General features: G+C 61.4%; 22 protein-coding genes. 12 read left to right on the top strand and 10 right to left on the bottom strand.

Annotation, left to right across the window (positions count from 1 at the left end; translation table 11 throughout):
• Window positions 1–105: 105 nt before the first annotated feature.
• Genes SJY21_RS08140 through SJY21_RS08130 form a run of 3 tightly spaced genes read right to left on the bottom strand, consistent with a single transcriptional unit; the run spans window position 106 to window position 4625 of the window.
• Window positions 106–621 carry a hypothetical protein gene (locus SJY21_RS08140; protein ID WP_377508738.1) on the bottom strand — a complete coding sequence of 172 codons (516 nt, stop codon included), beginning with the start codon at window positions 619–621 and terminating at the stop codon, window positions 106–108.
• Complete coding sequence (locus SJY21_RS08135) at window positions 618–3446, bottom strand: molybdopterin oxidoreductase family protein (RefSeq protein ID WP_377508736.1); 2829 nt, start codon at window positions 3444–3446, stop codon at window positions 618–620. The genes SJY21_RS08140 and SJY21_RS08135 overlap by 4 nt, the downstream gene beginning before the upstream one ends.
• A gap of 45 nt (window positions 3447–3491) precedes the next feature.
• Window positions 3492–4625, bottom strand: a complete 1134-nt coding sequence (locus SJY21_RS08130) for a citrate/2-methylcitrate synthase (protein WP_377508733.1) — start codon at window positions 4623–4625, stop codon at window positions 3492–3494.
• Window positions 4626–4637: 12 nt separating this feature from the next.
• Between SJY21_RS08130 and SJY21_RS08125 the strand changes: the two genes are divergently transcribed.
• Entirely contained in the window at window positions 4638–5510 is an 873-nt protein-coding gene (locus tag SJY21_RS08125; RefSeq protein ID WP_377508730.1) for a phosphate acyltransferase, read from the top strand.
• Between the two features lies 1 nt (window position 5511).
• Here SJY21_RS08125 and SJY21_RS08120 read toward each other — a convergent pair whose 3' ends face one another.
• The 4 genes from SJY21_RS08120 to SJY21_RS08105 all read right to left on the bottom strand — a co-directional run bounded on the left by SJY21_RS08120 (window position 5512) and on the right by SJY21_RS08105 (window position 10947).
• On the bottom strand, window positions 5512–6567 hold the full coding sequence (locus SJY21_RS08120; RefSeq protein ID WP_377508727.1) for an acetate/propionate family kinase: 1056 nt from the start codon (window positions 6565–6567) through the stop codon (window positions 5512–5514).
• A complete protein-coding gene (locus SJY21_RS08115) occupies window positions 6564–7502 on the bottom strand; it encodes a phosphate acyltransferase (RefSeq protein WP_377508724.1) in 939 nt (312 codons plus the stop codon). Before SJY21_RS08115 ends, SJY21_RS08120 begins: the two co-directional genes overlap by 4 nt.
• 124 nt (window positions 7503–7626) lie before the next feature.
• Window positions 7627–9399 (bottom strand): sulfoacetaldehyde acetyltransferase, encoded by a 1773-nt coding sequence (gene xsc / locus SJY21_RS08110; RefSeq protein WP_377508721.1) that lies wholly within the window; start codon window positions 9397–9399, stop codon window positions 7627–7629.
• A 75-nt stretch (window positions 9400–9474) separates the two neighbouring features.
• Entirely contained in the window at window positions 9475–10947 is a 1473-nt protein-coding gene (locus tag SJY21_RS08105) for a PLP-dependent aminotransferase family protein (protein WP_377508718.1), read from the bottom strand.
• Between the two features lie 102 nt (window positions 10948–11049).
• Between SJY21_RS08105 and SJY21_RS08100 the strand changes: the two genes are divergently transcribed.
• The 7 genes from SJY21_RS08100 to cueR all read left to right on the top strand — a co-directional run bounded on the left by SJY21_RS08100 (window position 11050) and on the right by cueR (window position 20089).
• Window positions 11050–12369 (top strand): aminotransferase class III-fold pyridoxal phosphate-dependent enzyme, encoded by a 1320-nt coding sequence (locus SJY21_RS08100; RefSeq protein ID WP_377508715.1) that lies wholly within the window; start codon window positions 11050–11052, stop codon window positions 12367–12369.
• A gap of 186 nt (window positions 12370–12555) precedes the next feature.
• On the top strand, window positions 12556–13569 hold the full coding sequence (locus SJY21_RS08095; protein WP_377508712.1) for an ABC transporter substrate-binding protein: 1014 nt from the start codon (window positions 12556–12558) through the stop codon (window positions 13567–13569).
• Between the two features lie 105 nt (window positions 13570–13674).
• Window positions 13675–14481: an ABC transporter ATP-binding protein gene (locus SJY21_RS08090; protein ID WP_377508709.1), complete on the top strand. Its 807-nt coding sequence runs from the start codon at window positions 13675–13677 to the stop codon at window positions 14479–14481.
• Window positions 14478–15797 (top strand): ABC transporter permease subunit, encoded by a 1320-nt coding sequence (locus SJY21_RS08085; RefSeq protein ID WP_377508706.1) that lies wholly within the window; start codon window positions 14478–14480, stop codon window positions 15795–15797. Before SJY21_RS08090 ends, SJY21_RS08085 begins: the two co-directional genes overlap by 4 nt.
• Before the next feature lie 110 nt (window positions 15798–15907).
• Window positions 15908–17206, top strand: a complete 1299-nt coding sequence (hisD, locus tag SJY21_RS08080) for a histidinol dehydrogenase (RefSeq protein WP_377508703.1) — start codon at window positions 15908–15910, stop codon at window positions 17204–17206.
• Between the two features lie 61 nt (window positions 17207–17267).
• Complete coding sequence (locus SJY21_RS08075) at window positions 17268–19709, top strand: heavy metal translocating P-type ATPase (protein ID WP_377508700.1); 2442 nt, start codon at window positions 17268–17270, stop codon at window positions 19707–19709.
• The gene (gene cueR / locus SJY21_RS08070) at window positions 19706–20089 is read left to right on the top strand and encodes a Cu(I)-responsive transcriptional regulator (protein ID WP_377508697.1); all 384 of its coding nucleotides are present in this window, start codon (window positions 19706–19708) and stop codon (window positions 20087–20089) included. Before SJY21_RS08075 ends, cueR begins: the two co-directional genes overlap by 4 nt.
• Here cueR and argE read toward each other — a convergent pair.
• Window positions 20086–21240: an acetylornithine deacetylase gene (gene argE / locus SJY21_RS08065; RefSeq protein ID WP_377508693.1), complete on the bottom strand. Its 1155-nt coding sequence runs from the start codon at window positions 21238–21240 to the stop codon at window positions 20086–20088. The genes cueR and argE overlap by 4 nt on opposite strands.
• A 58-nt stretch (window positions 21241–21298) precedes the next feature.
• On the opposite strand from argE, the gene SJY21_RS08060 reads away from it, so the two are divergent.
• Entirely contained in the window at window positions 21299–22102 is an 804-nt protein-coding gene (locus SJY21_RS08060; protein WP_377508690.1) for a phytanoyl-CoA dioxygenase family protein, read from the top strand.
• Window positions 22099–23181, top strand: coding sequence for an NAD(P)/FAD-dependent oxidoreductase (locus tag SJY21_RS08055; RefSeq protein WP_377508687.1), 1083 nt, complete (start codon window positions 22099–22101; stop codon window positions 23179–23181). The genes SJY21_RS08060 and SJY21_RS08055 overlap by 4 nt, the downstream gene beginning before the upstream one ends.
• On the opposite strand, the gene deoD is transcribed toward SJY21_RS08055, so the two are convergent.
• Window positions 23174–23878, bottom strand: coding sequence for a purine-nucleoside phosphorylase (deoD, locus tag SJY21_RS08050; RefSeq protein WP_377508684.1), 705 nt, complete (start codon window positions 23876–23878; stop codon window positions 23174–23176). The genes SJY21_RS08055 and deoD overlap by 8 nt on opposite strands.
• 61 nt (window positions 23879–23939) lie before the next feature.
• Between deoD and SJY21_RS08045 the strand changes: the two genes are divergently transcribed.
• Both SJY21_RS08045 and SJY21_RS08040 read left to right on the top strand, forming a co-directional pair.
• On the top strand, window positions 23940–24485 hold the full coding sequence (locus tag SJY21_RS08045; protein WP_377508681.1) for a DUF4329 domain-containing protein: 546 nt from the start codon (window positions 23940–23942) through the stop codon (window positions 24483–24485).
• A complete protein-coding gene (locus SJY21_RS08040; protein ID WP_377508679.1) occupies window positions 24478–24999 on the top strand; it encodes a DUF4329 domain-containing protein in 522 nt (173 codons plus the stop codon). The genes SJY21_RS08045 and SJY21_RS08040 overlap by 8 nt, the downstream gene beginning before the upstream one ends.
• A gap of 3 nt (window positions 25000–25002) precedes the next feature.
• Here the strand turns inward: SJY21_RS08040 and SJY21_RS08035 are convergent, their stop codons facing one another.
• The gene (locus tag SJY21_RS08035; protein WP_377508676.1) at window positions 25003–25332 is read right to left on the bottom strand and encodes an H-NS family nucleoid-associated regulatory protein; all 330 of its coding nucleotides are present in this window, start codon (window positions 25330–25332) and stop codon (window positions 25003–25005) included.
• Window positions 25333–25411 lie beyond the last annotated feature (79 nt).

The raw sequence follows: 25411 nt of genomic DNA, 5'->3' as shown, positions 1-25411 counted from the left end.
TGATTGAGACAGGCTCTTCGGCGTCGGCGTCCCAAGTCGCGACGAACCAGATGAAAGTGCCGATCATCAGGGCAAGGAATGCGAAAATCAGGAGTAGCGTGCGGGTCATGATGTTGGTTCCACGTTGCTTGGAAAGCCGAGGAAAACCGTTTGGTCAGCCCCCCAGATCTTGTAAACTAGAGAAAGTTCGCCAAGAGTAGATGCCAGATTAGAACGTAAACCGCACAATGCGAGGCTTGTTGTATTTGTGGCGACTGCATCTTCCGGCCAACCGCGAGCGTCGGCTTCGCGTTTCACTGCGAGCGCAGCGGTTCGCGGAAGTCGCGGGAAGTCATCCCTTTCAAATCCCCACGTGCATTCAAAGGTTGCGTGATCGAACACTGCAATCAGTTCGGGCTGAATGACTGTGTCAGAGCCGTCCCTTGAGGTCATCACCAAGAGGCCTTCGGAATCAAGTAAAGAGGCGTTATAGACGACCCCCGGTTGAGTGAACACCTCCTGCATTTCCCGTTCGGTGATATATTCGACTAAGCCTGCTTCCAGCTCGGTTACATAGTCCGCGGCTCCATCGGCTGCGGCCGGAGAGGCAAGAGCCAAGAGTATGATCGCGGTGCGGATCATTTCCCCACCTTCCACGCCAGTTTGTCCGGTCCTTGGGGCACAGGGGTGGTTTGTGGTGGCGTGACGGGTTGGCTTTCGGCGGGGGCGGCGGATTTTTCGATTTTGACCCGCAGGTCGAACCATGCCGCCTGGCCGGTGATCGGGTCGCTGTTGGCCCAGCGCATCCCGTCGTCTTTTTCCGGTAGCAACTCGTGGATCAGGTGGTTGAGCAGGAAGCCTTTGGTGGCTTCGGGGGCGTCCTTGTCCAGCGCCCATGCCCCCTTGCGTTTGCCAATCGCGTTCCATGTCCAGACGGTGTTTTCGTTCAGGGCCGCCATATGCGCGACGGGGACAGTGATTTCGCCCGTGGGCGAGGTGACGCGCGCCCAATCGCCATCCTTGAAGCCGTGCTGATCCCAGATTTTGGTCGGCACATAGAGCGGGTTATGGCTGTGGAGTTGGCGCAGCCAGGCGTTCTGGCTGCCCCAGGAGTGATACATCGCCATGGGCCGTTGCGTCAGCGCATGCACGTTGAATTCTGCCGGATCGCTCGTCGCGTCGCCCATGGGCGCATACCAGAACGGCAGCGGGTCCATCAGCAGTTTGGTGCGTGCGCGCAAGTGTTCGGGTGGCTGGATCGGGCCATGCCCTTGGGCGGCCAGTTGGAAACGGCGCAGGGGTTCGACGTAAAGCTGGAAGATGTAGGGTTGCGGGCTGTCATAAAAGCCCTTTTCGACCGCCCACTCCTGATATGCCTTCGAGAAGGGTTTGTAAAAGGCGGCCTGTGGTGGGACGTGTTCCATCCAGAAACCACCGTTGTCGATGTAGCTTTGCAACTGCCCTTCGTTGGCGTTACCACGCCCGTGTTGCAGCCCCTTGTCGCCCATGCGCCAGCCTGCCAACGGCCCGATCCCGGGCCGGCGGATGTGGTTGGTGATGTAGTCGGCGTAGTCGGCGTATTTCTGGTTGCCATCGTCATTCACGAACCCCGGCAGGCCCAGCCGCGCGCCAAGATCGCACAGCGCCGATTGGAAGCCGCGCACATCGCGGTCCGGTTCCACGACGGGCCAGCGGATTGCATCGGCGACGGCGTCGGCCTCGCAGATCGGGCGGTCCAGCAGGCTGATGCAATCGTGGCGTTCAAGGTAGGTCGTGTCAGGCAGGATCAGGTCTGCAAAGGCGACCATCTCAGACGAATAGGCATCGGAATAGATGATATGCGGGATCACGTAGTCGCCGTTTTCATCCTTGTCGCGCAGCATGTCCATGACGCCGGACGTGTTCATCGACGAGTTCCACGACATATTCGCCATATACATGAACAACGTGTCGATCTTGTAGGGATCGCCTGCGTGCGCGTTGCTGATCACCATATGCATCAGCCCGTGCGCTGACATGGGGTTTTCCCAGGTAAAGGCCTTGTCGATCCGGCTGGCGCTGCCATCGGGTTGCAGGCACAGGTCTTCGGGGCCTTGGGGGTAACCAAGGTGCGGGCCATCAAGCGCCTGACCCGGTTTGAAGCCATGGTGCGGTTTGGGGTGGGCTGTGGCCGGTTTCGGATAGGGTGGTTTGAATCGCATCCCGCCGGGGGTTTCGACAGCGCCGAGGATGATTTGCAGCGTGTGCAGGGCGCGACAGGTCTGGAACCCGTTGGAGTGCGCAGAGATCCCGCGCATCGCGTGGAAACTGACGGGGCGCCCGATCATTTTCGGGTGCACCTTGCCGCGGAAATCGGTCCATTCCTGATCGACTTCGATGGCTTCGTCAAAGGCCACACGCGCCAGATCGGCGGCGATGGCGCGGATACGATCGGCGGGGATACCCGTGCGGCCAGCGACCTTGTCGGGCGCATAGGTCGGATCCATGAACCGTTCGGCCATCTTGTGGAATGCGGGCGCGTGGGTGACGCCAGCGTGGCGATAGCTGCCGTTCAGGTCAGGCTCTACGCCCTCTCCGTCCCAGGGGGCAAGGTGGCCGGTGCGCCGGTCGATCACCTGCGGGTTGCCATCGTCGTCGCGCAGGAACAGGCCATGTTCGGGCGACTTGGGATCACCGTTCAGCAATACGGATGCGTTGGTGAACCGCGCGAGGTAGTCCAGATCAATCTTGCCGGCGCGGAACAGTTCAAAGATCAGCGCCATGATGAACAGCCCGTCCGTGCCGGGTGTGATCCCGACCCAATCATCGGCCACGGCGTTATAGCCGGACCGGATCGGGTTGACGCCGATCATGCGTGCGCCGCGCGCCTTGATCTTGCCGATGCCCATCTTGATGGGGTTGCTGTCGTGGTCTTCGGCCACACCGAACAGCATGAACAGCTTGGTGCGCTCCCAGTCGGGCTGGCCGAATTCCCAGAACGCGCCACCCATGGTGTAGATGCCTGCGGCGGCCATGTTGACGCTGCAGAACCCGCCGTGGGCGGCATAGTTGGGCGTGCCGAACCCTTGGGCCCAGAAGGATGTGAAGGATTGCGATTGATCGCGCCCGGTAAAGAAAGCCAGCTTTTCAGGCGCTGTTTCGCGCAGGGGGGCTAACCATCCGGTCGCGATGTCATAGGCCTCGTCCCATTCGATTTCCTCGAATTTTCCCTCGCCGCGTTCACCGACCCGTTTGAGCGGCTTGCGCAGCCGCGAGGGGGCATTGTGCTGCATGATCCCTGCGCTGCCCTTGGCGCAAAGAACCCCTTGATTGACGGGATGGTCGCGGTTGCCTTCGATATAGGCGACCTTGCCATCCTTCATGTGCACGTTGATCCCACAGCGACAGGCGCACATGTAGCAGGTGGTCTTGCGCACCTCGTCGCTCACCGGTGGTGAGGTATCGAGTTCTGGCTGATCCTTTGGCATTGCTGCCCTCCCTTGCATCAATCGTATATCAATCCGCGCGGGATTCTAGCGTTCATTCATCGGTGTATATGGCCGTATGTCGGGGCCGTTATACAGCGTCAGTGGGCGGATCAGGATATTGCTGCGCTGTTGATCCAGACATTGGATCACCCAGCCGGGCATCCGTCCGATGGCAAAGATCGGCACGTAAAGGTCCATCGGAATTTCATGCAACTGGTAGATCACGCCGGAATAGAAATCGACGTTCACGTTCAGGCCGTGGCGCGCATAAGGCTGCATCGCTTTGACCACGGCTTGCAGGATTTCATACCATTCGGGCGCGCCCATCTCCTGCCCCAGCTTGCGCACGCCATCGCGCATGTGGCGCGCGCGCGGGTCCTCGGCGCGGTAAACGCGGTGGCCGAAACCGGTGACGGCCTCGCGGTTGGCGCGCTTGGCCTTGACGTAGCGGGCGGCGTTTTCCGGCGTGCCAATCTCGCGCACCATTTTCATCACATCCTCGGCGGCACCGCCATGGGCGGGACCGGCCAGCGTGGCCAGCGCCGTGGTGATCGCGCCGTGGATATTGGCCTCGGTTCCCACAGTCACGCGGGCGGCAAAGCTGGAGGCGTTGCTGCCGTGTTCGGCGTGCAGGATGAAATCGACATCAGCCAGACGGGCAGCATCGTCGGAAGGTTTTTCGCCCTTGAGCATCCAGAGCCAGTTGGCGGCGTGGGCCAGATCCGGGTCGGGCGCGACAGGCGCGCGACCGTTCCTGATCGCGTTGTGGGCGGCGATGATTGTCGGGACTTGGGCGGTCAGGCGCAGGCCGTTGCGCAGAAAGCCCCCCTCGGTCGTGTCGCTGCTGTCGGGGTCAAGTGCGGCGAGGGCCGAGACGCAGGTGCGCAACACGTCCATCGGGTGGCCGTCTTTGATCGTTTCGATCAGGGTGTGGAGCGCAGGTGGAATGGCGCGATTGGCGCGCAGTGTGCTGTCGAACGCGGACAGGGCGTCCGCATCCGGCAGTTCCCCGTGGATCAGCAGATAGGCAGTTTCCTCGAATGTTGAATGCTGCGCAAGATCGTGGATCGCATAGCCCCGATAGCTGAGCTCGCCCTTGGCGCCGTCGATGTGGCTGACAGCGGATCGTTCAAAGTACACCCCCTTGAGGCCACGGTTGATCTTGACGGTATCTGTCATATCAAGGCTCCTATGGGAAAAGTGGAGGGCGCGATGGGCATTCTGGATGAACTGAAAGACACAGCACGGGCCAAACAGGCGCGTGTTGTGTTCCCCGAGAGCGATGATGCGCGTGTCGCCGCCGCAATGACGCGCCTGGCGGATGAGGGGCTGTGTGTGCCGCTGCCGCTGGACAATGTGACGGATGCGCAGATCGCCGCCTTGGTCGAGGGGCGCGGTGTCAAGGACGCACTGGCGCGGCGGATGCTGGGCAAACCGCTGATCCGCGCCGCCGCCATGGTCGCGGCGGGCGAGGCCGATGTGATGGTCGCCGGGGCCGATGTGCCCACGCGCCGCGTGATCGAGGCGGCAGGGCTGGCGATCGGGCTGGCCGAAGGTGTCACGCTGCCCTCGTCGTTTTTCCTGATGGTGTTCCCGGACGGGCGGGCGATGGTCTGGGCCGATTGCGCGGTCAATGTCGCGCCGGACGCTGAAGGGCTGGCGGCGATTGCCCATGCGTCGGCGGCCACAGGCCGCGCGTTGCTGGGCGATGCGCGGGTGGCGCTGTTGTCGTATTCCAGCGGGTCAAGCGGTGCGGGTGACAGCGTTGAGGTTGTGCGCGCGGCGGCCGGGGCCACGGGGTTCGCCGGACCATTACAGGCCGATGCCGCCCTGAACGCGGCGATTGCCGCGACCAAGGGCGTGGCGGGCGGTGATGCCAACGTGCTGGTGTTCCCATCGCTGGACGCGGGCAACATCGCATACAAGCTGGCACAGGAACTGGCCGGTGCGCAGGCTTTGGGGCCGATCCTGCAGGGTTTCGCGCGCCCCGTTTGCGATCTGTCGCGCGGGGCGACGGTCGACGATATCGTCGCGGCCACGGCCCTGACGGTGGCGCTGGCATAGCTCATAGCAGGCCGGTCGCGTCGATGGCGATCTGGCGTTCTTCGTCGGCGGGGATGATGTGCGCGGGCAGATCACCCAGCCATGCCAGATGCCCCATGATCCGGTCACGAATGGGGGCCGAATTTTCGCCGATCCCGCCAGTAAAGGCGATGGCGTCGATCCCCTCCATGGCTGCAATCAGGCTGCCCGCCTGATGCACCACAGACCAGATGAAATGATCGACGGCGAATTGCGCGGCGTCTGATGGATCGGCCAGCAAGGTGCGCATATCGCCGCTTGTGCCCGAGAGGCCCAGCAACCCGCTTTCCTTGTTCAGAAGGTGGGTTGCCGCGTCAAAACCCAATTCCTGCGCGATACGCAGCACTGCCATGCCGTCAATATCGCCCGTGCGGGTGGCCATGGTCGGACCCGACAGCGGCGAATAGCCCATCGAAGTGGCCAGCGATTTCCCCTCCCTGATAGCGCAGAGGCTGACGCCCGCGCCAAGGTGCAGCGCCAGCAGGCGGCGGGGCAGATTGGCGCCGAACTGGCGCACCATTCCCGCATAGGACAGTCCGTGAAAGCCATAGCGCCGGATGCCAGCCTCGCGCTGGGTGGCGGGCAGGGCATAGGTGGTCGCCACGTCCGGCTGGCAGGCGTGAAAGGCGGTATCGAAACTCGCAAATTGCGGCACGTTTGGCAGTTGCGCGGTGACGGCGGCAATCCCCGCCAGCGCAGGTGGATTGTGCAGTGGCGCAAGCGGGATCATTGCGGTGATCTGCGTCAGCGTTTCGTCGGTGATGCGGCAGGGCGCGGTCAGGCGCCGTCCTCCGTGCACAACACGGTGGGCGGCGGCGGTGATCGTGTCCAGCGGGATGCCCCGCGCGACCAGCCCGTCAAGCAGATGATCGAGCGCGTCGGCGTGATCGGTGCTGGTCACGTCCGTTTTGTCATCGCCCAACGTCATCCGCCCCGCGTGCCCGACACCCGCGATATTGCCTTCGACCACAAGGTTCAACGCGGGATCGAACACCGCGATCTTGATCGAGGACGATCCGGTATTGAGCACCAGCATCATGCGCGCGCACCCGCGGCAATGACCCCCAGCGCGGCCGAGGCGATGCGGGCAGGGGCCTGTTGGCTGCGCGAGGTCAGCAGGATCGGGACTTTGGCCCCCAGAACGATCCCTGCGGCGCAACAGCCCATGCCAAGAACCATCAGTTTGAACAGCGCGTTGCCGGTGGTGATGTTGGGTGTGACCATGATGTCGGCGTCCCCCCCAACGGGGTTGTCGTAGCCTTTGATGGCCGCCGCGTCATGCGACAGGATCAGGTCCATCGCGATGGGGCCTGCGACCTGCGCTTGCGGCAGGTGATCGCGCGCCCATGTGGCGATGGCAGCACTTTCCATGGTGTTCTGCACCGATGGAATCGGGTCTTCGGTGGGGGCCAGAAGGGCGGCCTTGGGCCGCTGAATGCCCAGCGTCTGTGCCAGTTCCACGGCCAGTTGCAGGCAGGCCTGACGGGTTTCCACGGAGGGGTCGACGTTCAGCGCGCCATCGGTCAGCAAAAGCGGGCGGTCAGAGTGCGGCGTGGTGATATGGAATACGTGGCCGCAACGGGTGCCTTTTTCGCGCAGCCCCGCGCTGGATGGCAGCAGCCCCTTGAGGAAGGTCGAGGTGTGAACCTGGCCCTTCATGATCGCATCCGCCTCGCCCTTGCGGGCAAGCTCGGCCGCTTTGACTGCAGCCTCGGCGTGCGGGGCGTGGATCAGGCGCAACTGGCTGATGTCGTAGTCCAGCGCCTCGGCGGCGTCGCGAATCTTGGCCTCGTCACCGATCAGGACAGGTTCGGCAAGCCCCGCTTCGGCGGCTTCGCGGATGCCGCGCAGGGGGTTTTCGGCCCCCGCATTCACCAGCGCCACACGCGGCACGGGCAGGCTGCGTGCCTGATCCAGAAGGCGTTGCGGGCAGTGGGGCAGGATCGTGGACAGAAACGGGTGGGGGGTGGTCATCGGGCGTCCTTGTTCGTTGATTTCACCCTATTCCATCACAGGCAGGCGGCCGCGACCAGTGGCGCGGGGAGGAGCCTCCGGCGGGAGGTATTTTTGAACAAAAGAAGCCCGCCGGAGTGGTTTTTTATTGGGCACGCATGTCGTCTTTGGAGATGCCTGCGACCGAGACCGGTTTCTTCATGGCGTCACGGCGGAAGGGTTCGCCGAGTTCCTGATTGATCATCGCTTCGATCAGGGTGGTCTTGCCGTGTTTCATCTGGTCCTCGATCGCCTTGTTCAGGGCGGCGGTCAATTCATCCATTGTGCGTGCAACGACGCCTTGCAGCCCGCAGGCCTGCGCGATGCCTGCGTAGGACACGGATGTGTCCAGTTCGGTGCCGACGAAGTTGTCATCGAACCACAGGGTCGAATTGCGCTTTTCCGCGCCCCATTGGTAGTTGCGGAACACGATCTGCGTGATCGGGGGCCATTCGCCGCGCCCGATTGCTGTCAGTTCATTGACCGCAATGCCGAAGGCACCGTCACCAGCGAAACCCACGACGGGCACGTTGGGTTGGCCGATCTTTGCGCCGACAATGGCAGGCAGGCCGTAACCGCAAGGGCCAAAGAGACCGGGGGCAAGGTATTTGCGCCCCTCGTCAAAGTCGGGATAGGCGTTGCCGATGGCGCAGTTGTTGCCGATGTCGGAGCTGATGATCGCCTCGCGCGGGAGGGCGGATTGGATTGCGCGCCATGCCATGCGGGGGCTCATCCAGTCGGGTTTGTCGGCGCGTGCGCGTTCGTTCCATGTGGTGCCCGGATCATCATCTTCGTGATCCATGCTCGAGAGTTGCTGCGCCCAGGCGGATTTGGCTTTGGCCACGGCGGCCTTGCGCGCGTCGCGCCCTTTGTCGCCCGCGTCATCGGCCAGTTGGTTCAAGATGCCGCGCGCCACTTTGGCCGCGTCACCGACGATGCCGACAGTGACTTTCTTGGTCAGGCCGATCCGGTCGGGGTTGATATCGACCTGAATGATTTTCGCGTCCACAGGCCAGTAGTCCATGCCATAGCCGGGCAGGGTGGAAAACGGGTTGAGGCGCGTGCCGAGGCAGACGACGACGTCGGCATCCTTGATCAACTCCATCCCCGCCTTGGAGCCGTTATAGCCCAGGGGACCTGCGAACAGCGGGTGCGAACCGGGGAAGGCATCGTTGTGTTGGTAGCCAACGCAGACGGGCGCATCGAGCCGTTCGGCAAGCGCCATGGAGGCCGCGATGCCGCCTTGCGACAGGACCACGCCCGCGCCGTTCAGGATCACGGGGTTCTTGGCGCCCGAGATCAGATCAGCCGCGGCTTTGATCGAGTTTTCACCACCTGGGGACACCTCGAACTCAACCGGATCAGGGATGTCGATATCAACCACTTGCGTCCAAAAATCGCGGGGGATGTTGATTTGGGCGGGGCCGGACAGGCGCTTGGCCTTGGCGATCACACGGGTCAGGACTTCGGCGATGCGGGTCGGATCGCGCACTTCTTCCTGATAGGCGACCATGTCTTCGAACAGTTTCATCTGTTCAACTTCCTGAAAGCCACCCTGACCGATTGTCTTGTTGGCCGCTTGCGGTGTGACCAGCAGCAGCGGCGTGTGGTTCCAGTAGGCCGTTTTCACGGCCGTCACAAAGTTGGTGATGCCGGGACCATTCTGGGCGATCATCATCGACATCTTGCCGGTGGCGCGGGTGTAGCCATCCGACATCATGCCGGCGCTGCCCTCGTGGGCGCAGTCCCAAAACTGGATACCGGCCTGCGGGAACAGATCGGAGATCGGCATCATCGCCGAGCCGATGATTCCAAAGGCATGTTCGATGCCGTGTTTCTGGAGCGCTTTGACGAAGGCTTCTTCGGTGGTCATTTTCATCTGGAGTATCCTTGGTTGGGATTTCGCGCGAGGGTATGAATTGGGCCGCTGATTCAGTAGGGCCAGTTGGATGGGTCAGGTATGGCCAGACGCGACCGAGATCGCAGCCGTGATCCGGGCGATCCCATCGGGAATGCGGCTGGAGGGGATCGAGGAATAGGCAAGCCGGTAGAAATTCCGTGGCGGGTTATCGGCTGCAAAGAAGTGACATCCCGGCTCGATCAACACGCCGCTGTTGGCAAGGGTCGCGGCAAGCGCGGTGGTGTCAATGTGATCAGGTGCGCGCATCCAGAACGACGAGCCCCCGAAACTGCCCGCACCTGCAACAGCAAGTCCGTGTTCGGCGATGGCGTTGTCCATGATGCGCCGCCGGTCATAATAGGCCTTGCCCATCCGCCGGATCAACGCATCGTAGTGGCCGCGTGACAGGAAATAGGTCGCGGTGCGCTGGATATGGCCGGGCGGGTGGCGCAGGACGCTGGCGCGCAGGGCACGGGCCTCGCGGATGAACGGCGCTGGCCCCACAAGATAGCCAAGCCGCAAGCCGGGAAAAAGTGATTTGGAAAAAGACCCGACATAGATCACCCGCCCGTTCCGATCGAGCGATTTCAGGGCCGGTGACGGGGGTTTGAGAAAGGACATCTCGAATTCATAGTCATCCTCGACGATCAGGTAATTGTCCCGTTCGGCGCGCGCCAGAAGGTCCTGACGGCGCTGCATCGACATGGTTGATGTGGTTGGGCACTGGTGGCTGGGTGTCGTGAAAACAACGTCTGTGTCGGGCGGCAAGGCGTCGGGTGGCAATCCATCGCTGTCAACGGGCAGGGCCGTCAAATGGCAGCGGGAATGGTTCAGGATCGCGCGCAGGGCCGGATAGCAGGGGTCTTCGACAACGGCACGGCGGCGGCTGGTCAGCAGCACCTGCGCCGTCAGCCACAGCGCGTTTTGCGCACCAAGGGTCAGCAGGATTTCATCAGGTTTGGCCAGGATACCGCGCCGTGGCAGGGTTTGGCGGGCGATGAACTCAATCAGTTTGGGATCGTCCTGATCGTTGTAATCGGTGGTCAGCGCATCAAAGTCCTTTTTGCCCAGGGCTTCGAGGGCGCATAGCCGCCAGTTGGCTGAATCGAACAGGGTTGGGTCGGCCTGTCCATAGATGAACGGATAGCGGAAACTGGCCCAGTTGCGCGGTTTGGAATGGGGTTCGCCGCCGGTGAAGCGTTGACCGATCGCGCGGGTCCAGTCGACGCTACCGACCCCGGCGGCCTGAGCTGGAAAATTTGGCGGTTCGGGCGCATTGTCGGAGACGAAGTAGCCCGATCGCCCGCGCGCAGTGATATAGTCGTCTGCCAGAAGGTCGGTATAGGCGAGCGTGACCGTGATCCGGCTGATCCCAAGGTGTTGCGCAAGCTTGCGCGAGCTGGGCAGCTTTTCCCCACGGCGGAACCGACCCGACAGAATCCCTTCGGCGACCATTGTTTGAATCTGGCTTTGCAGGGTGCCTTGTGCCTGCGGGTCCAGAAAAAAAGTCTCTTCGGAAATCGCCATGTGCCAATCTGGATATAAATTGCGCTTCAATCTGGATGTAAAGGAATCCACTGCCTAACGCTAGCGTTCTCCGGACTTATTCCCTTTCAGGAGATCGCTGCCATGGCGCTCGACGTAAAAAACAACTCGCTTGAAGAGTTCTGGATGCCTTTTACGGACAACCGCGGATTCAAGAAGGATCCACGCTTAATCACTGAAGCAAAAGGCGTTTACATGACCGACCACAAGGGTGGCACGGTCATTGACGGGTCATCGGGCCTGTTCTGTTCGCCTGCGGGTCATTGCCACCCCAAGATTATCGAATCGGTGCATCAGGCGATGCAGCAGATGACCTTTGTGTCGCCCTTCGGGACCGGCCATAAGCTGTCGTTTGCCTTTGCCGAAGAAATTGCACGGATGACGCCCGAGGGGCTGAACAAGGTCTTTTTCGTCAATTCCGGGTCCGAGGCAGTGGATACTGCGCTCAAGATCGTGATGGCCTACAACACCGCCAGCGGCAAGAACGCGCGCCATTTCATCAGCCGGGAAAAGGCCTATCACGGGGTCAATATCGGTGGCGTGGCCCTAAGCGGGCTGGTGAACAACCGCCGTGCGTTTTCGGTGACGATGCCGGGTGTCGTGCACATGCGCCACACCTGGACGGACGAGGAAATGAAGACACCGGGCTGCCGGACGTCGGGCGCGGATCGGGCCGAGGATTTGCAGCGCGCCGTCGACAACTTTGGTGCGGAAACGATTGCGGCGGTGTTCGTCGAGCCGGTTGCCGGGTCATGCGGCACGCTGCCCCCGCCCAAGGGATACCTCAAGCGTCTGCGCGAGCTGTGCGACAAGCACGGTATCTTGTTGGTGTTTGACGAGGTGATTACCGGTTTCGGACGGGTTGGCGGAACCTTTGCCGCCGATGCCTTTGATGTGACGCCGGACCTGATGACCATGGCCAAGGCGCTGACCAACGGGGCGATGCCGATGGGTGCCGTCGCGGTGCGTGATGATATCTATGATGTCATTACCGACAAGGCCGCCATGGGCGGGATCGAACTGTTTCACGGCTATACCTATTCGGGCCATCCGGGCGCCTGTGCCGCGGGTCTGGCCAGCATGGCCATCTATCGCGAGGAAGGCCTGTTTCAACGCGCCAAGGACATGGCCCCGTATTTTGAAAAAGCGGTCATGGAACTGGGTGAGCTTGATCTGGTCAAGGATATCCGCACGATCGGGATGATGGCGGGTGTTGAACTTCATCCGGGCGAAAAGCCGGGCTTGCGCGGGGTTGCGGCACAGACGGCGCTGTTCTGGAACGGCTGCCACATCAAATTCACCGGCGACAATGCGATTCTTGCGCCGATGTATACCAGCGAGGAAAAGCATATCGACGAAATTGTCGACAAGCTTCGCAAGACGATCAAGGCCATTCCAGCCTAGGTTTTTTGGGCGTATCCGTTTCAAAGCGGATGCGCCTTTTCTTATTGCGGGGTTGGACTGTGGCACGAAACGTGTTCAGTTTGACGCCGGACTGCCCCACCGTCGGGGCAACACGAACGATTGAGGCAGGGGCAACCTGCCCGGCGTAATCCGGTCCAAAAGGGCCACCAACATGGGAGACGATAAATGAAACTCACTTCAAAACTGATGGGTGCGGCTGCTGGTCTTGCGCTTTTGACGGGCGCACAGACGGCGACGGCCGAAGGACACCTGAGCGAAATCACGGTTGCGTATTTCCTCGAGTGGCCGATGCCGTTCCAATACGCCAAGGTCAACGGCATGTATGAAGAAGCCATGGGCGTCAGCATCAACTGGGTCAGCTTTGACACAGGCACGGCGATGTCGGCGGCGATGGCATCGGGTGATGTCCAGCTTTCTGTCAGCCAGGGTATCCCGCCTTTCGTGGTTGCGACCTCGGCCGGTCAGGACATTCAGGTGCTGGATGTGGCTGTGTCTTATGCTGACAACGACAACTGCGTTGTTGCCGAAAACCGCGAGATCGACGCATCGACCGCTGCCGATCTGGCCGGATCCAAGGTTGCCGTGCCGCTTGGCACCGCCGCGCACTATGGTTTCCTGAGCCAGATGAACCACTTTGGTGTCGACGTTGGGTCGATGGAAATCGTTGATATGGCACCCGCCGATGGCGCTGCCGCATTGGCGCAGGGTCAGGTTGACATGGCCTGCGGTTGGGGCGGCGCGCTGCGTCGTATGTTGGAACATGGCAACGTGTTGCTGACAGGTGATGAAAAGACAGCGCTTGGTATTCTTGTGTTTGACGCGACAACTGCGCCGGCTGACTTTGCGGCTGAAGAACCAGAACTGGTTGCCAAGTTCCTGGCCGTCACAGCCGAAGCGAATGCCATGTGGAATGCAGGCGGTGCCGATGCCGAAGCAATGATCCCCGTGATTGCGCAGGACGCCGGTATGGATGAAGGGGCAACCGCGGAAACCATGGCGACGTTCGTGTTCCCAAGCGTTGACGAACAGCTGAGCGCGGCCTGGTTGGGCGGAAACGCTGCGACCTTCATGAAGGGCGTTGCCGACGTCTTTGTGGCGTCCGGCTCGATCGATGGTGCGCTGGACAGCTATGAGGGCGCTGTGAACGCAGGCCCGCTGGCATCCGCCGCAGACATGTAAGACCAGGGCGGCGGCGCGGGACAGCCCGCGCCGCCGCTCCCTTTCCGGCGTTTTCGGCAAAACCATCCGCGCGGTGGCCTTTCCGAAAACACTTTGGGGCAGGGTATGAGCGGACTACACATCAAGAACATCTCGATGCGATTTGACCTGCCCAATGGCAGCTCGGTGCAGGCACTCAAGGACGTGACCCTTGATATCAAGCAGGGCGAGCTGATGAGCGTGCTTGGCCCGTCGGGCTGTGGCAAGACAACGCTGTTGAATATCGTTGCGGGCTTTCTGGCGCCGACCGAAGGGCAGATCGAGTTGAACGGCCATGTGGTGCAAGGGCCGGATGCGGAACGTGGCATGGTGTTCCAGCAGGGCGCGTTGTTTGAATGGATGTCGGTGCGCGAGAACGTCAGCTTTGGCCCGCGCATGGCCGGCAAGAAGGCCCGCGAATACGCCGAAAACGTCGATCACCTGTTGGATGTGGTCGGGTTGCAGGACTTCAAGGAAAAGGCGATCTACGAACTGTCGGGCGGGATGCAGCAACGTGTGGCGCTGGCCCGTTGTCTGGCCAATGACCCCGATGTGATCTTGATGGATGAACCGCTGGGTGCGCTTGATGCCTTGACCCGTGAAAAGATGCAGGGGTTGGTTCTGAAGCTGTGGAAAGAGACCGGCAAGACGATCATCCTGATCACCCACTCGGTCGAGGAAGCCTTGCTGCTGGGTGAACGCCTGTTGGTCATGGCACCGCGCCCGGGCCGCATTCACAAGGAATACCGCCTGCCGTTTGCCGATATGGGCGTGGACGCCGACCTGCGCGAGGTCAAGAAACACCCTGAATACAACAAGACCCGTGAAGAAATCCTGTCGATGATCTGGGACATGGAAGAAGAAATCATGGGCCGGACGGAGGCAGGACAATGACACTCTTGTATGATCTGTGGACCGAGCTGGTCCTTGTCTTGCAGACCCTTGCCTATGCGGTGCCCTATATTGCCGCCTATGTCGGGATTGTCCTGCTGACGGCGGTGATCTGGACCGCGATCAAGCGGTTCCTGACGCCGAAACATGATTATTCCTCGCTGAAAACGGTGACGTTCGGGGATGAAAGTGCCGTGACCTCGAACACGGTCGCATCGGTTGTATCGATCCTGTTCATCTTTGTGATGTGGGGGTCGTTTACCGGGTCCAACTGGCTGCCCGGCTTCCTGCATGTGCCCGGTGCCTATACGGGCGCGGGCAGTTTTACCTACACCGCCGAGGACGGGAGCGGAAACACGGCGCAGGCCACGGTTGATGTTGTGGTCTTTGCGCTGGGCGAAGATGTGGATGCGCCGGAAACCACGGGCGAAAACGATAGTGTCGCCATACAGGCCTACCGCAGTGAACTGGTGCGCTGGGATGCCAATGACGCGCTGACCCGTGACGATGGTGCAGAGATCACCGCGATCAATGGTGAACCCGTTGCGCAGGGCCGCCCTGTTGATGTGGGCTTTGCCAGTGTCGGCCTGACAGGGCGTGGCACCCTGAACGTGGAGCCCGACAAGGGTTGGCAGATGGAGCCGATCTGGCTGCCCCCGCCCGAAGATGTCTGGGCCCGGATCAAGGAAATCGCGACCGACGGGTTCCGCAATTCGACACTGGCCGAGCACCTTGGGTTTTCGCTGTTTCGTGTGATCATCGGCTTTGTGATTGGCGCGATTGTCGGTATTCCGCTGGGCTATGCGATGGGTCTTTCAAACTGGTTCCGTGGCTGGTTTGACCCGATCGTGGAATTCATGCGCCCCGTGCCGCCGCTGGCCCTGATCCCGCTGGTGATCCTCTGGGCTGGTATCGGCGAGGTTGGCAAGATCATCCTGCTGTTTTTGGCTGCGCTTTGGATCATGGCCATCGCGGCCCGGTCCGGCGTGTCGGGTGTGCGCATCACAAAGGTGCACGCGGCCTATAGTCTGGGTGCGTCGAAATGGCAGATCATGCGCCATGTGATCATTCCCAACTCCTTGCCGGAAATCTTTACCGGTGCGCGGGTCGCGATGGGGGTTTGCTGGGGCACGGTTGTGGCGGCCGAACTGGTCGCCGCCGAAAAAGGGGCGGGGATGATGATTATGACCGCGTCGAAATTCCAGATCACGTCAATCGTGATCGCCGGTATCATCCTGATCGGCATTATCGGCTTCAGCATCGACATGCTGATGCGCTGGGCCGAACGGTTGTTGGTGCCTTGGAAGGGCAAGGGCTAGGTTCCCCAAAACGCGTTTTCAGGAAAACGAACAAGGTGGGGCAGGGTGTGAAAACCGCTGCCCCTTTTGCCTGACACCCCCTAGATTTGGCACAAAACCAAGGGGGCACTATGGCGACCTATCTGAAAAAGGCGGAGCGCACGGCGCAGACGGACCAGCAAGATGTGCGGCAGGCCGTGCGCGGATTGCTGGCCGAGATCGAGGCAGGTGGCGAAGACGCCGCCCGCGCCATGGCACAGCGGTTTGATGGCTGGGAGGGCGCGCCGGTTCTGTCACGCGATGATCTGGACGCCGCGATTGCACTTGTGCCACAGCAAACGCGCGATGATATCCGCTTTGCCCGCGACAACATCCAGCGGTTCGCCGAGGCGCAGCGTGACACGATCCACGACATGGAGGTCGAGATTATACCCGGCCTGCTGGCGGGCCAGCGCCAGATTCCGGTAAGCGCCGCGGGTTGTTATGTGCCCGGCGGGCGTTACGCGCATATCGCCAGCGCCATGATGACCGTGACCACCGCCAAAGTTGCCGGTGTCGGTCATGTCACCGCCTGTTCGCCGCCGCGTCCTGATACGGGGATACCGGCGGAAATCCTTTATGCGATGGATGCCTGCGGTGCGGATGCAATCCTGAACATGGGCGGTGTGCAGGCGGTGGCCGCCATGGCGTATGGTCTGTTCGGGCTGCCCAAGTCTGATATTCTGGTCGGGCCGGGCAACCAGTTCGTTGCCGAGGCAAAGCGCATTCTGTTCGGCGCGGTGGGCATTGATATGGTCGCTGGGCCGACCGATTTGCTGGTGCTGGCCGATGGGCAGGCCGATCCGGCACTGGTCGCCTGTGATTTGGTCGGGCAGGCCGAACACGGCTACAATTCGCCGGTCTGGCTGGTCACGGACAGTGCCGATCTGGCCGCTGATGTTATGGCCCGTGTGCCTGCGTTAATTGACGCTTTGCCGCAGGTGAATGCCGACAATGCCCGCGCCGCATGGGCCGATTATGCCGAGGTGGTTTTGTGTGAAAACCGCGAAGAGATGGCACAGGTGTCGGACCGATACGCGCCTGAACACCTGCACGTGCAATGTGCTGATCTGGATTGGTGGTTGGCACGGCTTACCGCCTATGGGTCGCTGTTTCTGGGCGAGGAAACGACCGTGGCATTCGGCGACAAGGCCTCCGGCCCGAACCACGTTTTGCCCACAAGCGGCGCTGCGCGTTATACCGGCGGCTTGTCGGTGGGCAAGTTCTACAAGACAGTCACATGGCAGCGATCGACCCGCGATGCCGCCCGCCCTGTGGCCGAGGCAACAGCGCGGATTTCCCGCCTTGAGGGGATGGAAGGCCATGCGCGCACCGCAGACATCCGGCTGGCCAAGTATTTTCCCGATCAGGCGTTCGATTTGGGTAGCTAGCCCCTTGACCTTCCCGTGACTGGAACCCTTATGTGATGGGCGACGGGCAAGGAGTCTGACCATGGGCGTGCAAACGACATTGAATTTCGAGATCGACGGGATGAGTTGCGGCGCTTGCGTGGCCCGCGCCGAAAAGGCGATTGCCGCTGTCAAAGGCGTGTCGCGCGCCGAGGTGAACCTGGCAAACGCCAGCGCCCGTGTGACCGTTGACGGTGATGGCACCGCCCGCGCTGTCAGCGGGGCCTTGCGCGCCGCGGGCTATCCAGCGGTGCCCGACAAGCTGCGTTTGCAGATCACGGGCATGACCTGTGCATCCTGTCTGGCCAAGGTCGAGGCGGCCTTGAACAGCGTGGCCGGCGTGACGGCGGCCAATGTGAACCTTGCCAGCGGCATGGCGAATGTCACCACCCTGTCGCACGATCCCGCCGCCCTGATCGCGGCTGTAAAGCGCGTTGGATATGATGCCACACTGGTCCGTGACGGTGCGCAGCCGGTTGATCGCAACGCCGACGAGGCCCGCCGCCTTGGCTGGAACGTCATCATCGCTGCGGCGCTGACCCTGCCGATTTTCTTCGTGGAAATGGGCGGGCATCTGTTCCCGGCGATCCATCACTGGATCAACCGCACGGTTGGCATGCAGGACAGCTGGATGATCCAGTTTGTGCTGGCCACGCTGGTGATGGCCGGGCCGGGGCGCGGATTTTTCGCAAAGGGCGTGCCTGCCCTGTGGCGCGGTGCACCTGATATGAATGCGCTTGTGGTCATGGGCACCAGCGCGGCGTGGCTGTTTTCCACCGTTGCGGTGTTTCGCCCGCAATGGCTGCCCGATGGCACGGTGGCCGTTTATTTCGAGGCGGCGGCAGTGATCATCACGCTGATCCTGCTGGGCCGCTGGCTTGAGGCGCGCGCCAAGGGACGCACGGGTGCCGCCATTCGCAAACTTGTGGGTCTGCGACCGGCAACTGCGCGCGTCGAACGTGATGGCGAAGTGGTTGAAGTTGCGATTGATGATGTGAAGCGCGGCGACATCATTCAAGTGCGTCCGGGCGAAAGGATCGCTGTGGATGGTGTGCTGCGCGAAGGCGAAAGCTGGGTTGATGAAAGCATGATCACCGGTGAACCCCTGCCGGTGGAAAAGACCAAGGGTGACACGCTGGTCGGCGGCACGGTCAACGGCAACGGGTCACTGCGAATGCGCGCCACGGCGGTAGGGGCCGACACGATGCTGGCACGGATTATTGCCATGGTCGAAGAAGCACAGGGCGCGCGCCTGCCGGTGCAGGATCTGGTCAACTGGATCACATCGTGGTTCGTGCCTGCGGTCATGGCGATTGCCGCTTTGACTGTCGGTGTCTGGTTCCTGTTCGGCCCTGCGCCTGCCTTGCCCTTTGCCTTGGTCGCAGGGGTATCGGTGCTGATCATCGCCTGCCCCTGCGCGATGGGGTTGGCCACGCCCACGTCGATCATGGTGGGCACAGGGCGCGCGGCGGAACTGGGTGTTCTGTTTCGGCAGGGGGATGCGTTGCAGGCCTTGCAGGGCGTCGACGTGGTCGCGTTTGACAAGACCGGCACCCTGACCGAAGGACGCCCTGTCTTGACGGATATCACCGCGCTAGATGGCGACACGGAGGCACTGTTGGCACTGGTCGCCGCTGTCGAGTCCCTGTCTGAACACCCCTTGGGTCGCGCGGTCGTGCAAGCGGCCAAGGATCAGGGGCTGTCCCTGCCGGCGGTTAGCGATTTCGCGGCGATCACCGGTTTTGGCCTGCGCGCGCAGGTGGACGGCAAGGCAGTGCTGGTGGGGGCCGCCCGTTTGCTGGACCGCGAAGGCGTTGATGCAGGCTCGTTGGCCGATCAGGCGGATGCCTTGGCCAGGCAAGGCAAGACACCGATGCTGGTTGCCGTGGACGGGCAGGCGGTTGGTGTTCTGGCCGTGGCGGACAAGGCGAAACCATCGGCCCGCGCAACCATCGCGGCGCTACATGCGCGGGGGCTGCGCGTTGCCATGATCACGGGCGATACGGCGGCCACAGCGCAGCATATCGCAGATGAACTGGGCATTGATCAGGTCGTTGCGGACGTGCTGCCCGAGGGCAAGGTGGATGCAGTGAAATCACTTCAGAAAGGCGGCGCCAAGGTCGCCTTTGTCGGCGATGGCATCAATGATGCGCCCGCACTGGCCACTGCGGATGTCGGGGTGGCGATCGGCACGGGCACCGATGTGGCAGTGGAAAGCGCGGATGTGGTGCTGATGTCGGGCGACCCGTCTGGCGTGGTCAATGCGATTGCCGTCAGCCGCGCGACCCTGCGCAATATCAAGCAGAACCTTGGCTGGGCGTTCGGGTATAACGTGCTGCTGATCCCTGTCGCGGCGGGCATTCTGTTCCCGATCTGGGGCATCTTGCTGTCACCGCAACTGGCTGCCGGGGCCATGGCCCTGTCAAGCGTTCTGGTGCTGGGCAATGCCTTGCGCCTGCGCTGGGTGAAAGGGGGTGCGGCATGAACATCGGTGATGTGAGCGCGCGCACCGGCCTGCCGGCCAAGACGATCCGCTACTACGAGGATATCGGGCTGGTCACGCCGCAGCGTGCCGCCAACGGGTATCGTGAATTCCGCGAAAGTGATGCGCACAAGCTGGCGTTTCTGGGCAATGCCCGTGGCCTTGGCTTTTCGATTCAAGATTGCCGTGCGCTGTTGACGTTATGGGAGGACCGCAGCCGTGCCAGCGGTGACGTGCGCCAGATCGCCAAGGATCACTTGGCCGAGATCGAAACCAAGATCGCGGGATTGCAGGCGATGCGCGCAACCCTGTCCGAACTGGTGCAGGCCTGCGCGGGCGATGACCGCCCCGATTGCCCCATCCTGAAAGGGCTCGAGGGCTAAAGCCGTTCCGTTAACCGGTGCAGCATCTTGAGGCATTGGTCCAACTGGTTGCGTGCGATGAATTCGTCCGGCTTGTGCGCCTGCGCGATGGACCCCGGCCCGCAAACCACGACATCCATCCCAAGGGTCTGGAACAGCCCTGCCTCGGTCCCGAAGGGCACGGTGTCGGCCCCGTTCGCGCCCGTGAGTTCCATCACCAGATCGCGGGCGGCGTTTTCAATCATCGGTTCAAGGCCCACGACTTCGCCCCAGGTTTCCGTGCGGATCGACGCATCGGGGTGGACGGCCTGCATCGCGGGCAACAGGTGATTGGCGCAATAGTCGTGCAGGTCGCGTTTCACCAGCTCGGCGTCGCCAGGCTGAACGGGGCGCATTTCCCAATCCACATGCGCCTTGCCGGGGATCACGTTATGGGCCACGCCGCCATGTATCCCGCCGGTGTTGATCGTGGTCCATGGCGGGTCAAAGCGGCTGTCGGCAGGGGCGCGGGCGCGCAAGCGATCCTTGAGGTCAAGCAGGCGGGCCACATAACGCGCCGCGTATTCAGCGGCGTTCACACCCAGATCGGGGGATGATCCGTGCCCTTCAAGGCCGGTGAAATGGGTGGTGTATTCAAAGCAACCCTTGTGCCCTTCGATCACGCGCATTTCGGTGGGTTCACCGATGATCGCCAAGGCCGGACGCAGCCCTTTTTCGCGCAGGTTTTCCACAAGGGCACCGCCGCCGATGCAGCCGGTTTCCTCGTCATAGGTAAAGGCGAAATGCAGCGGGCGGGTGGTGATGGCGTTTGCAAACGTGGGGGCCATGGCGACGCAGGCGGCGATAAACCCCTTCATGTCACAGGTGCCGCGCCCGAACAGCGCGCCATCGCGTTCCTCCATCACAAAGGGGTTGCTGGTCCAGTCCTGATCGGCCACGGGGACCACATCAGTGTGGCCCGACAGGATGATGCCGCCGTCCCCTTCGGGGCCTAGGGTGGCGAACAAATTGGCCTTTTTTCCTGTCGGATCGTGCTGGATGTCGATACGCGCGCCTGCATCGGCCAAAAGGGTCGCAAGGTGGTCGATCATCGCCAGATTGCTATCGACCGACACGGTGGGGAAACCGATCAGGTCGCGCAGGATATCGGTGGTTTTTTGCAGATCGCTCATCAGGTGTCCTTGGCATTGGTGGCGGGTGTGATCATACTTGGGCCAATGGGAGTTTACGATGCCACACGCACTTGTCACCGAAGAAATGATTGCCACCTATCAGCGCGATGGTGTCGTATTGGTCAAGGGACTGTTTGCCGATCACGTTGATACGATCCGCAAAGGGATCGACCGCAACATGGCTGACCCCGGCCCCTACGCTGCCGAGAACCTGAAAGAGGGCGAGGCAGGGCGGTTTTTTGACGACTATTGCAACTGGACGCGTATCCCTGAATTCGCGGATGTGATCCGCGATTCGCCCGCCGCCGAAGTCGCAGCTGACTTGATGGGATCGCAGGCGGTGCAGGTGTTTCACGATCATGTGCTGGTCAAGGAGCCGGGCACCAGCAAACCCACGCCGTGGCATCAGGACGGGCCGTATTATTTTGTCGACGGGGTTCAGAACGTCAGCTTCTGGTCGCCTGTCGATCCGGTGACGGATGCATCCTTGCGCTGTGTCGCAGGGTCGCATTTATGGCCCAAGCCGGTGGTGCCAACCCGCTGGTTGTCCGAGACGAATTTCTACCCCGACGATGACGCCTATATGCCCGTGCCGGACCCCGACCGCGAGGGGATGGATATTCGTGAGTGGGCGATGGAACCCGGCGATGCGGTGGCGTTCAACTATGGCATCTTGCACGGCGCGCGCGGGAATGACGCCGCTGTGCGCCGCCGGGCGTTTTCGCTGCGTCTGCTGGGTGACGATACGCGTTACGTGCAGCGGCCCGGCCCCACATCCCCGCCGTTTCCGGGGCATGACATGGTTGTGGGGCAAAAGCTGCGCGAAGATTGGTTTCCAACCGTGTTCCAGCGCGCGTCATGACCCAGAAAATTGTCATCGTCGGCGCGGGGATTATCGGCGCGTCGATTGCCCTGCATCTGTCCGAGGGCGGGGCGGATGTCACCGTGCTGGATGCGGCGGCACCAGCAAGCGGGGCGAGTGGGAAATCATTCGGCTGGATCAATGCGAATTTCGCGGAAACGCCCGCGTATTTCCGTCTGCGTCGTGCGGCAATTGATGCGTTTCGCGATGTGGCGGACCGGATCGGGGCAAGCGCGCCCGTGCGGTGGCACGGGAGCCTGTGGTGGGAAGACAGTGGTGCGGATTTTGATGCGCATTTTGCCGAAATGAAGGCGTTTGGATACGAGGCAGAACTGGTCGATGCGGCGGGGTTTCGCGCGCTGGAACCCGATGTGGCCGACCCGCCTGACCAATGCATTCGCACGACCGTCGAAGGGGCCGCCGATGGCGAGGCGATGACCCGCGCGTTGCTGGCTGCGGCCGCCGCGTGGGGCGCGACGGTTGTCGCGGGCTGCAAGGTCACGGGGTTTGTGGTGCAGGGCGATCAGGTCACAGGTGTCACGACGAATTTTGGCGATATAGCTGCCGATTGCGTGGTGGTTGCCACAGGCGTTGCTTGTGGTGAACTTCTGGCGACTGTTGGTGAACGCCTGCCGATGGACAACAAGACCGGCGTGATCGTGCATACCGCCCCCGTGGCGCCGATCGTGCGCCATGTGATCATGTCGCCCGACATTCATTTCCGGCAGGAAAACGATGGCCGCGTCATCATGGGCGAAGTCTTCAGCGGCGGCGGGCTGGACGAGGCCTTGGGCGAAAGCCCCGCCGATTTTGCCGCCAAGATGCTGGAGCGGTTGCGCGCGCGGCTGCCCTCGGTGCCTGATCTGAAGGTTGCGGCGATCATGACGGGCCAGCGCCCCGTGCCGGTGGATGGGTTTCCCGTTGTTGGTGCGGCGCGCGGGGTGCAGGGGCTTTACATGGCGTCAATGCACAGTGGCATTACGTTGGGTCCGCTGGTTGGCAAACTGGCCGCGCAAGACATCCTGCACGGCCAGCGCGATGATATGCTGGCCCCTTACGGGCCAGAGCGGTTTAACTGAACGCGGCTGTCAGCGCGATATCGACCATGTCACCAAAGCTGCGCTCGCGTTGATCTGCGGGCAGGGCTTCGTGCGTCAGCAGGTGGTCGCTGACGGTCAGCACGGCAAGCGCGCGGCGCTTGTGACGGGCGGCAAGAATATAAAGTTCCGCCGCTTCCATTTCGACGCCAAGAATGCCGTGCCGCTGCATCTGTTCGTTCAGATCAGGGCGTTCGTCGTAAAACACGTCCGATGAATAGATCCCGCCCACGTGGGTTTTCACCTTGAGGGTTTCTGCGGCGTGATAGGCTTTGTGGAGCAGGTCGAAATCGGCGGTGGGCGCATAGTTCAATTCCTTGAAAATCCCGCGCGATGGTGTGGACAGCGTTGACGCCGTTGTCGCAAGGATCACATCGCGCACGCCTACATGATCCTGCATCCCGCCGCATGATCCGATGCGGATCAGGGTTTGGGCGTTGTATTCGCTGATCAATTCGTTGGCATAGATCGACAGGGACGGCATGCCCATACCTGACCCCTGAATGGTGACACGGTTGCCTTTCCATGTGCCGGTAAAGCCCAACATGCCGCGCACTTCGTTCACGCAGACAGCGTTTTCCAGAAAGGTTTCGGCGGCCCATTTCGCGCGATAGGGATCGCCCGGCATCAGGACGGTTTCGGCAATATCGCCTAGTTTTGCACCGATGTGGATTGTCATGTGGCGAACCCCTGTTTTTGTGACTATCCTGAATGGGTAGCTTGAGAGGCGAAAGAAACCAATGGCTGATTTGATGCGCGCCCTGCGTTTTGCGACCTGCATTGCGGTGCTGCCATTTGCTGTGAATGCGCGTCCGGGTGTTGACCCGACATGGGAAGAAATTGATTTCGTGATGGCGATTTTCGAAGACCTGCAACCGGTTTCGTTTCGCAAGGAGCGCGAATATTGTGGCTATGTCGGGCGTTACCCCGATGGCAGTCTTGGCGCGACCGAGGCCGAGGCAGGCACGCAGGCCAGCTGCCTGCCAGTCTGGCCCAGCGATATGGTTGTGATCGCGTCATATCACACGCATGGCACATTCGACATCGGCTACTTTAACGAGGTGCCAAGCGATGTGGATATGGCGGGCGACCGGTCTTTGGGGATCAACGGGTGGGTTGCGACGCCCGGCGGGCGGCTGTGGTTTGTCGATTCAAAAGACAATCAATCGCGGCTTGTTTGCGCAATTGGGTGTCTGCCCATGGCGCCGCGGTTCTACAAGGGTATCAACGGCACGATCGAAAAGACCTATACCTATGACGAATTGGTTCAGAAGCTTGGTGAATAGGCGTATCGGTTGCGCCTTGGCGATCTGTCTTGCGGGGCAGGTATCGTTTGCCCAAGATAATGCGGAACTGGCACTGGCACGCCAGGTTCTGACAGATATCCAGATGCGCTCGATCAACGAGAACGTCGAATACTGCGGATATATCGGTTTTGACGCGGCCGGTGAATTGATTGCGACCCGCCCCACACGCGGCGAAAAGGCGAGCTGTCTTGCGGACGAACCCGTGGATATTGGTCTTGTCACCGCATCATATCACACGCATGGTGCGTTTTCGCCTGACTACTACAACGAGGTTCCCAGCGCTGACGATATTGAAGGCGACGAACTGGAAGGGATTGACGGATATGTTGCAACCCCGGGCGGACGGCTTTGGAATGTTGACACAAATGATATGGAAGTTTCGCAAATCTGCGGGCTTGGGTGTTTGCCCGCAGATGCGAATTTCATTGCGGGTGATATGGGTGTGATTGCGCCCGGCTATGCTTACCGCGATCTTGTGAAACTTTTGGAATAACCCCTAGATTGCCATGTCGTCGGCGGGCGTGCCTGCGGCAATTGCTGATTTATACCAGTCGGGTTGGCGGCCCTTGCCTGTCCATGTTTGATCGCGATTTGCAGGGTTGGCATATTTTGGCGCGGATTTTGCACCCGCCTTTTTGACTTTCTTCGCTGCGGGTGTCGCACCTGTAATCTGGGCCAAAGAAAACCCGTGTGCACGTGCGGCTTTTTCAGCGGCGGCGCGCGCGGCTTTCAATTCCTGCTTTTCGATCTTGCGCAGGGCCTTGTCGACATCGCTTGCCAGTTTCTCAAGCGCTTTGCGGTTCATTTTTGAAAGGTCGTTTGTCATGAGGCTTTCCAGTTTGCAGATCTAGAAGGCCTCATAGGGGATGAATTTGGTATTTGCGATTCAATTCTTGTTGAGCTGC

This window comes from Octadecabacter sp. R77987 (assembly GCF_042466115.1).
GTDB lineage: Bacteria > Pseudomonadota > Alphaproteobacteria > Rhodobacterales > Rhodobacteraceae > SW4.
This window is presented reverse-complemented; position numbering and strand designations above follow the sequence as displayed.